The 8,866-nt window shown below is 61.7% G+C and carries 8 protein-coding genes; all 8 read left to right on the forward strand.

Going from position 1 to position 8,866, the window contains the following annotated elements; translation table 11 throughout:
• Window positions 1-561, forward strand: a 561-nt coding sequence (gene pyrF, locus FN369_RS02380) for an orotidine-5'-phosphate decarboxylase (protein ID WP_142524613.1), incomplete at its 5' end; no start/stop codon positions are given.
• Window positions 562-606: 45 nt separating this feature from the next.
• Entirely contained in the window at window positions 607-2,295 is a 1,689-nt protein-coding gene (locus tag FN369_RS02385) for an AAA family ATPase (RefSeq protein ID WP_142524614.1), read from the forward strand.
• A gap of 38 nt (window positions 2,296-2,333) precedes the next feature.
• Window positions 2,334-3,884 (forward strand): proteasome accessory factor PafA2 family protein, encoded by a 1,551-nt coding sequence (locus FN369_RS02390; protein ID WP_142524615.1) that lies wholly within the window; start codon window positions 2,334-2,336, stop codon window positions 3,882-3,884.
• A gap of 24 nt (window positions 3,885-3,908) precedes the next feature.
• A complete protein-coding gene (locus FN369_RS02395) occupies window positions 3,909-4,091 on the forward strand; it encodes a ubiquitin-like protein UBact (RefSeq protein ID WP_142524620.1) in 183 nt (60 codons plus the stop codon).
• A gap of 4 nt (window positions 4,092-4,095) precedes the next feature.
• Window positions 4,096-4,893, forward strand: a complete 798-nt coding sequence (locus FN369_RS02400; RefSeq protein WP_142524616.1) for a proteasome subunit alpha — start codon at window positions 4,096-4,098, stop codon at window positions 4,891-4,893.
• A 317-nt stretch (window positions 4,894-5,210) separates the two neighbouring features.
• Window positions 5,211-5,987 carry a proteasome subunit alpha gene (locus tag FN369_RS02405; protein ID WP_142524617.1) on the forward strand — a complete coding sequence of 259 codons (777 nt, stop codon included), beginning with the start codon at window positions 5,211-5,213 and terminating at the stop codon, window positions 5,985-5,987.
• A gap of 3 nt (window positions 5,988-5,990) precedes the next feature.
• Window positions 5,991-7,400, forward strand: coding sequence for a proteasome accessory factor PafA2 family protein (locus FN369_RS02410; RefSeq protein WP_142524618.1), 1,410 nt, complete (start codon window positions 5,991-5,993; stop codon window positions 7,398-7,400).
• Window positions 7,401-7,427: 27 nt separating this feature from the next.
• Entirely contained in the window at window positions 7,428-8,759 is a 1,332-nt protein-coding gene (ffh, locus tag FN369_RS02415; RefSeq protein ID WP_142524619.1) for a signal recognition particle protein, read from the forward strand.
• The last annotated feature ends 107 nt before the right edge of the window (window positions 8,760-8,866 follow it).

Consider the following 8,866-nt stretch of genomic DNA (forward strand, 5'->3'; position numbering starts at 1 on the left):
GTCGTAGAGCGGCTCCACGCGCTGGGCGCGCGGGTCTTTCTGGATCTGAAGTTTCACGATATTCCTGCGACCGTCGAGCGAGCGGTCCAAGCTTGCGTGGGAATGGAGGTCGGATTTCTCACCGTCCACGCCCTTGGGGGAAGAAGAATGCTGAGGGCAGCCGCCGCCGCGGCCGCGGGCAGCAAGACCCGGATCCTCGCGGTGACGGTGCTGACGAGCTTGGAGGAAGAGGATCTCTCGGAGATCGGCGTGAAGGGAGGCCTTTCCGAACGGGTCTGCTCCCTTGCGGCCCTGGCCCGGGATTGCGGAATTCCCGGCATCGTCTGCTCCGCGCGCGAGTTGGTTGCGTTGCGAGAGGCCGGGATTCTCCCGGAAGCGGTGGTGACCCCGGGGATCCGGCTTGCGTCGCGGGAGGGAGACGACCAGCGACGCACCGTTTCTCCGAGGGAAGCTTTTGCTTTAGGGGCGACCCACATCGTGGTCGGCCGTCCGGTGCTGGAGGCGGCGGAGCCGATCGAGTTGGTGCGGAACTTGCTTCAGGAGAGTGGCGGCCTCCCGTAGGAGGTCGATTTGCGAAGAAGAGCACATGCGCCTATTGTTGGAAGCATGGCGAGAAAAGAAAAGGGGCTCGGAGGGGACATGCCTATGTCTTTCGAAAACTTAGAGTCGGCTTCCGCCTTGCAGGTCGTGGATCTGATCGGACAATCCCTTTCCTTTGATTCGGTCTCGCGGCAGGCCTTCTTTTATCTTCGGCGCCGGGTCGCCGAGCTGGAGGAGACCAACGAGCAGGCTCGCCAGGCGTTGGAAAAGCTCAACGAGGCGGTAGAGAAGCTCTCCGCGCCCGCGAATCGGGTCGGCACCCTTCTCGCCCTTCCGAAGAAAGAGATCGCGCTGGTGGTCCAAGGCGGGACCGAGTTCTATTGCAGCATCGACCCTCGGCTGGGGCACGAGACTCTTCTGGTCGGAACGAGGGTGCTCCTCAACGAGGCCTTTGCCGTCGTCGGCGATCTCGGCTTCGACTTTTCCGGGCCCGTGGTCAAGGTTCTCGACGTGTTGCCCGACAACCGTCTTCGGGTGGGGCACGAAGGGGTGGGAGGAAGCTTCGTGGTGATTCGGTCCACCCCCTTGGCCAAGGAGCGGATCAAAGCCGGGCTCGAAATCCGGGTGGACGGGTTCTCGCGGGTTGCCTTGGAGGTGGTGGCGACCTCCAAGACCAAGCATCGGCTGCTCGATCGGGTGCCAGAGCTTCCGTGGGAGAAGGTGGGCGGCCAGAAGGAAGCGGTCGGCGCGATCCGGGACGCGGTGGAGCTGCCGTTCCTCTACGCGGACCTCTTCGCCAAGTACCACCACCACGTTCCCAAAGGGTTTTTGCTCCATGGTCCTCCCGGATGCGGGAAGACGCTCTTGGGAAAAGCCACTGCGTACAACCTGACGCGCAAGCTTCGGGAGGAGACCGGCGAGGAGCGCAAGGAGTTCTTCCTCCACGTGAAGGGGCCGGAGATTCTCAACATGTGGGTCGGAGAATCCGAAAGACAGGTGCGCGACCTCTTCGAGCAGGCCAGGGAGCTGGCGCACGAAGGGTTCCTCCCCTTCATCTTCATCGACGAGGCGGAGTCGATTTTGGGCACACGCCGGGCGGGACGGTTCAACAGCATCCTGAACACCCTCGTTCCCATGTTCTGCGCGGAGATGGATGGCATCGAATCGATGCGCGAGGTGGTGATCATCCTCGCCTCCAACCGGGCGGACTTGATCGATCCCGCGATTTTGCGGCCGGGCCGGATCGACCGGAAGATCAAGGTCAATCGCCCAGATCGCGCAGGGTCCGCCGAAATCTACCGAATCTATCTGGAGCAGGATCTTCCCTACGCTCCCGACCTCCTGGAGCAAACGGGCCAGGACCGGGGAAAGGCGATCGACCTTTTGATCCAAGGGGTCTTGGACGTCCAGTTTGCTCGGACGGAGCAGAACCGGTTTCTGGAAGTCACATTCCGGAGCGGGAGAAAAGAATATCTCTATCGGGGTGATCTCATCAGCGGAGCGATCATCGCCTCGATCGTCGAGCGCGCCAAGGAGTTGGCGATCAAAAGGGCGATTTCCGATCCCTCCGATCACGGTTTGCGGTTGGAGGACCTTTTGACAGCGCTCGATATCGAGTATCTTGAGAATGACATCTTCCCCCCGTCGGACATCACGGAGGACTGGCTGAAGCTCGTGGATTACGATCCGCAGAATGTGGTTCGGCTGGCGCCGGTGGTGCGGCGGGAGGAGAGCACGGTGCGTCAGGTCGTTTGAGCATTCGGGAACAGGATACCGGAGGAGAGCGCGGCGCCATGGACAAGCAGAGACCAATTCCAGCATGGCCGATCTATTTTGGATTGGAGACCGAATTCGGGATTGCAGTTCGGGAGAATGCGGAGATCGATGTAGTCGAAGAGTCGATCCATCTGGTTCGCGCCGCCGCCCAGTTGGGTAGCCCCAATCTCTGGGATTACACCCGGGAAGATCCGCACCGCGATGCTCGAGGCTTCCGGGCGAAGGAGCTGCGCCAGGACGGCGACGAGGCGAACTTCTTCTCTCAGGATCGGCAGAGGCCCTACAGCTTCGAAGAGATCAAGAGCGACTTCGTGCTGCGCAACGGCGCCCGTTTTTACAACGATCACACCCATCCCGAATATTCGACCCCGGAGTGCTCCACCCTCTTGGAGCTGGTGGCTCAGGATAAGGCGGGCGAGCGGATTCTGGAAGAGTGCGCGCGGGCGGCGAGCCGGAAGCGGAATCATACGGTCTGCCTCTATAAGAACAACACCGATTTCGCGGGCCACAGCTACGGCTGCCATGAAAACTATCTCATCCCGCGGATGATCCCCTGGGATCGACTGGTCGAAGGGATGATGGGGTTCCTCGTCACGCGACAGATCTTTGGAGGGGCGGGGAAGCTCGGTTGGGAGAAGGAAGACCAGGGAATGGTCGGAGGCTTTCAAATTTCCCAGCGCGCCGACTTCTTCACCGAGCTCGTGGGGATCGACACGATGAATCGGCGCCCGCTGATCAATACGCGGGATGAGCCTCACGCGAACCCAAAGCTCTACCGTCGTTTCCATGTCATCGTGGGCGATTCCAACCTTTCGGAGTATGCCACTTGGTTGAAGATCGGTACCACGGCCTTGGTGCTCGAGGCCCTCCAGTACGACCGGGTGCCGCGGCGCTTCTTCCTGGCGGATCCTCTCTACGCCCACCGGAGCATTTCCCGGGACCGAACCAACCGCTGGGAGATCGAGCTCGCCCACTCGGGGTCGACGACCGCCGCCCAACTCCAGAACGATTATGCCGATTGGGTCGGTCGCTATGTCGATCTCGATCATCCCGAAAAGCGGGCTGTCTGGAAGAGTTGGAAGGAGACCGTGGAGTTGCTCCAGACCAATCCCGATTCCCTGCGCGACCGGCTCGATTGGGTCGCCAAGCGCTCTCTATTGGAAACCTTTCGCGAGGAGCAGAAGCTTTCCTGGGACGATCCTTGGCTCCAGAGCGTCGATTTGGAGTACCATTTGGTCGATCGGGCACAGGGTCTCTATTACGCCTTGGAATCGGCGGGCGAAATCGCCCGGATCTCCCGGGAAGAGGACATCTATCGGGCGATCCAGCAGCCCCCCAACGCATCCCGCGCCTATGTCCGGGGCAAGTGCATCCAGAAGTTTGCCCGCGATCTGGTCAACGTTCAGTGGGACTACATCGCCTTCCGCTGGAAGGGGCAAACCTACCGGCTGGAGCTCTCTTCGGCCTTCCCAGGGGTCGATTTGGAGCGCTACTGCGAAGTGATCGATCGGGCGCAGATCGTTTCCTACATGATCGAGGAGTTGAAGCTGGAACCGATTAGCGGTTAGATTTTCATGAAACCCAGGAGGGCTATGTTGATGCCAGAGCAAGTGCAGAAGAATCACCCGGTGGTTCCCGGCCCGGGGCCGGGGGGAGAGGGTCCAGGCCCGAGAGCGCCGAGAGTGGATCGGCCGAACACCGAGGAAATCCTCAAGCGGATGCGCAAGGTCGATCCCGATCAGGCGAAGCGCTATCGTCAGCGGACCGGGGAGTAGACAGGTGGAGATCCTAGGTGTCTCCGCCGGAGCGCAGACGGGCGATTTCGTCGCCGTGCTCCGGTCGAGAAATCTTCTCTTTCCGGAAGGAAGGCTGGCGCAGACGGGGAGTGCGTCTCTCTCCATCCCGGAATCGACGACCGTTCTCAGTTTTCACTATCGGGACGGGGTGATCGTGGCCGGAGATCGGCGGGCGACCATGGGGCATACGGTCATTCATGATCGGGCCGACAAGGTGATCGAGATCGATCGGTTTACGGTCATGGCGATCGCCGGTACGCCGGCGACCGCCTACGAGATCGCGCGAGTTCTCCAGCACTCCTTCGAGTATTACCGGCGGAGCCAACTCCAGCCGCTATCGACCGATGCCAAGGTCCGGATGGTGGGAAAGCTCCTCAAAGAAAACCTCGCCTTGACCCTCCAAGGAGTGGGAGTCGTGGTCCCGGTCCTCGCGCTGGTTGATCCCCAGGGGAAGGGAAGTCCGAAGATCTTTTTCTACGATGCCTTGGGCGCGCAATTCGAGGCCGTCGACTTCGCGGTTTCGGGCTCGGGATCGCCCGCGGCCCGAAGCGTGCTTCAATATCTCAATCGGTGGAGCGAATCGCCGCCGGCTCGACGCACGGAAGAGGAGGCGATCATTCTGGCCTTACAGCTTTTGGATGTGGCGGCGGAATCCGACACCGCGACGGGAGGCATCGATCGGCGGACGCGGATCTACCCTCAGGTCAAGTTGGTTCGGAAATCTGGGGTGAAATCGATCCCCGAGGAGCGGCTGAGCCTCTTGCTGCCGGCGTCGGTTTAAGGGTCTCCCGAGGACGACCGGTTGAGAACGTCCGCCGAAGAGAGCGCGAAGCCGGCGGCGGCCGCTTACCATGGCGATTCGGCTCTCTCGGATCCTCCCATCGCCCGATGCAAAGGCGCTCGCGGAAGGGAGACCGAGACACTCGGAGGAAGCGGAGGGCAGGAGGGCACCGGTGAAACGCGACGAACGCGCATTTGCATTGAAACCGGCCAAGGGGCTGGTAGGCTTGCGACTTCCCTTTGCCAGACGGCAGGGGCTTTTCGAAGAGCGAAACGATTCGGCGAGAGGGAAGAGAGGGTGCGAGGAAGAGGTCGACCGTGATCGAGGAACCTTATCGATGGTTGGAGGCGGTTCAAAATCGGCGCGAGTACATCGAGGATCAGCTTCGAGGTGCCGCCCCCGTAATTGCCGTTAGCGGAGAGCCGGGCATCCTTTTGCTCGCAGGCAAGGCGTCTACTCCGAAGATCTTCGAGATCTATGACCATTTAGCCTTAGGAGCGGTGGGCCATCCCGCCGACTTGGAAAAGATCCGGCAGACTGCGATCGAGGCGGCCCATGTCGAGGGATTTTCCCGTTCTCGCGCCGATGTAAGTGCGCGAAGAATCGTAAGCTACGGGTTGGCGGGGGCCCTGAAAAGCGCTTTTGAGCAGATCTTCGCCGCGCCGCTGCTCTTTCGGGGAATCCTCGTGGAGCTGAGGGAGTCGCCCTCCGCAGACGAGGGATGGATTCTCGAATACGACGGCGGCTACGCGGGAGTGGAGCCGGAGCAGATGGTCCGGGGGGCCCTGATTGGAGCCCGAAAAGACCTGGCTGCTCTCTGGCGGGAAGAGAGCCAAAAGGTGCCGCCTCCTTCCGGGAAGATCTGGAAAGAACTAGCCCAGCACGCATTGCGAGCGCTTGCGTGGGCCTCCCAGGAGGAAGGGGAGAAGCGCGTTCCGTGGGCGGAGTTCCTCCCCTCGAAGGAGTGGAACGAGTCCGCGCGGAGCGATCGATTTGAAGTAGGAGTCCTCTCCCGGGAGGCGTCCGCCGGAGGCGGACCCGCCTTTCTCGTCCCGGAGGCGGAGCAGCTCGGATGGAGCGGGGAAAAGGAGTAGGAGATGCGGCGGATCGCGGGGCTGGAAACGGAGTACGGTTGCCTTTCGAAGCGAACGACGGAGAGCGCTCCCGTGCCGGAGCGCGTGCGTGACCATCTCTTTTTTCGGGAGAGCATCGGCCTCATCGATGTCCACGACCGGGATTACGACGAGCCGGCGGGGAACGGAGGCTTCCTTTTCAACGGAGGACGGCTCTACGTCGACATGGGGCATATCGAATATTGCACCGCCGAATGTCTTTTGCTGGGAGATCTGCTCGCCTCCGATCGGGCGGGCGAGACCCTCCTTCAGTCGGCCTTGATCGACTTGGGGCTCGCCGGAGAAGCTTCCTTCATCAAGAACAACATCGATCACTACACCGGCGCTACTTTTGGCTGCCATGAAAATTATCTTCTCCAGCGAGACGCCCCCCTGACCCAGGCGAACGTCGATGCGCTCCTCGCGTTCCTGGCGGTCCGCGGGCTCATGGTCGGAGCCGGCCGGGTGGGAACGGTTTTGGTGCCGCGGGGGGTCGATCGGGGTGCCCGGACGCGCGCCCTCCCCTTTCAAGTGATGCAGCGCGCCGATTACATCCAGACCGAGATCTACGAATGGGTCCAGTTTAATCGGGCGCTGATCAACGCGCGGGACGAGCCCTTGGGAGATCCTTGTCGCTTTCGGCGCTTCCATCTCCTTCTCGGGGACTCGAACATGCTCCCGTTTTCCCAAGCCCTCAAGGTGGGCAGCACCTCCCTCGTGCTCGATCTTTTGGAGGCCGATCGAATGCCGCATATCGCGCTGGCCGACCCTGTGCGAACCATGCACCAGATTTCCCACTGTCCGGACGGCCCGTGGCTGATCGAGCTCGCCGACGGAAGAAGGTGGACCGCAGTGGAGCTTCTGGAGCACTTCCTGCAGGCGACCGGCCGTTTGGAGTTGGAAGAGGATCCGGACACCCTTTGGACCTGCCTGGCTTGGGAAGAGGTATTGCGCGGGTTGCGGGAGGAGAGCGAGGCTCTGGTGGGGAAAGTCGATTGGATCACCAAGCGCCACTTGCTGGAGCTCTTCCGGAGCCGGGAAGGGGTGCGCTGGGATGACCCTTGGATGGAAAGCCTCGATCTCGAATACCACAATCTCGACGAAAAGCGGAGCTTGGCGAGCCTGGTGCCCCACACTTCGCTCGAGGATCTCGGCCTTCCCCGCCGGAGGGAAGGAGACCCGGAGAGCGAAGCGCCCAGGAACACACGCGCCTACGCGCGTAGCCAGCTCATGCGGAGGCTGGCGGCGAGCAAGACTTCGTATGTGATCGATTGGGACTATGTTCAGGTAGGGAATAGCGGCTACTATTCCTTGGAAGATCCCTTCGTGAGCGTGGTGCCGCCGAAGGCCGAGCTGCCTGGGTTCTGCGAGGACCTGGAGCTTCGGTCGAAATGAGGCGGGCCTTCCGCGGGGTCGATCGCTATGCTTGAATTCCTCCAGCAAAAGCTCGAAACAGTTTTCCGGAACCTTCGCGGTTACGGGAAGCTTTCGGAAGCCAACATCGCCGATGCGCTTCGAGAGATCCGCCTGGCCCTCCTTGCGGCCGACGTCCACTACCCGGTGGCAAAGCGGCTCTGCGAAGAGATTCAGAAGAAGGCTCTCGGGAAAGAGGCGCTGGCGGGCATCCGGCCGGGCGATCAATTCGTCAAGATCTTCCACGAGGAGCTGGTGCGCCTTCTGGAAGAAGGAGAGAGGGAGATCCGGCCGGAGCGGCCTCTGCGGCTTCTTCTCTGTGGGCTCAACGGATCGGGGAAGACGACGACCGCGGCGAAGCTCGCCCTCTGGTTCCGAAAGCAGCGCCAAGATGTGGCCCTCGTCGCCGGCGATTTGACGCGCCCCGCCGCCCGCGAGCAGCTCCAGCGGCTTGGAGAGCAGGTCCAAGTCCCCGTCTACGCCTGGCCGGATGGAAGCTCGATCGAAACGGTCGTCCGGGAAGGAAGGGCTCGCGGTGAGAAGGAGAGAAGGGATGTGCTGATTTTCGACGCCGCCGGCCGGCTGGACGTCGATGCGGAGCTCTTGGAAGAGCTGGCGGGAGTGGCCGCGCTTTGGGAGCCGGGGGAATCGCTTCTCGTCGTCGATGCAGCCACCGGCCAGGTGGCGGTGAAGGTGGCGGAAGCCTTTGCGGCCAAGGTGCCGCTCACCGGCTTGGTCCTCTCCCGGACCGACGGAGATGCTCGCGGGGGTGCCGCCCTTTCGATCCAGCAAGTAACGGGCATCCCGATCAAATTCCTGGGGATAGGGGAGAAGCCAGACGCCTTGCAGCCCTTCGTTCCCGAGCGGTTCGTCGGAAGACTCTTGGGAATGGGGGACATCGTGGAGCTCGTCGACCGCGCGCAAGCGGAGCTCGACGCGCAATCGATGGAAGAGATGGCCAAGCGGCTCAAGAGCAATGAATTCGGGCTTCAGGACTTTCTCGCGCAGCTTCGGTTCATGAAGCGGCTGGGGCCGCTCGAGAACTTTCTCGCGCTCCTTCCCGGCTTTCCCGGCAAGGAAGCGGTCAAAGTGGATGAGAAGAAGATCAAGCAGATCGAGGCGATCATCCTTTCCATGACCCCGGAGGAACGGAGCCGACCGATGATCCTCAACGGGCGTCGTCGTCTGAGGATCGCCCGAGGCAGTGGGACGCAGGTCACCGACGTCAATGATCTCTTGCGCAAGTTCGACTCGATGCGGAAGATGATCCGCCGGATTTCCAAGGGCGGGACGGGAAAGGGATGGCCGAAGCTGGGCATTCCTCGAACCCTGCGTGGATGAAGAGCAAAGGAGAAGAGCAACTATGGCAGTGGTAGTGCGTTTACGGAGGGAAGGGAGAAAAAATCGGCCCTTCTTTCGAATCGTCGTCGCGGACCGGCGGGCCGCTC

It is taken from the genome of Methylacidimicrobium cyclopophantes (genome assembly GCF_902143385.2).
In the GTDB taxonomy this organism is placed as follows: domain Bacteria; phylum Verrucomicrobiota; class Verrucomicrobiia; order Methylacidiphilales; family Methylacidiphilaceae; genus Methylacidimicrobium; species Methylacidimicrobium cyclopophantes.

Coding starts and splice junctions, on each gene's coding strand:
- FN369_RS02385 (WP_142524614.1), top strand. CDS start 607: ATGGCGAGAAAAGAAAAGGGGCTCGGAGGGGACATGCCTATGTCTTTC.
- FN369_RS02390 (WP_142524615.1), top strand. CDS start 2,334: ATGGACAAGCAGAGACCAATTCCAGCATGGCCGATCTATTTTGGATTG.
- FN369_RS02395 (WP_142524620.1), top strand. CDS start 3,909: ATGTTGATGCCAGAGCAAGTGCAGAAGAATCACCCGGTGGTTCCCGGC.
- FN369_RS02410 (WP_142524618.1), top strand. CDS start 5,991: ATGCGGCGGATCGCGGGGCTGGAAACGGAGTACGGTTGCCTTTCGAAG.
- ffh (WP_142524619.1), top strand. CDS start 7,428: ATGCTTGAATTCCTCCAGCAAAAGCTCGAAACAGTTTTCCGGAACCTT.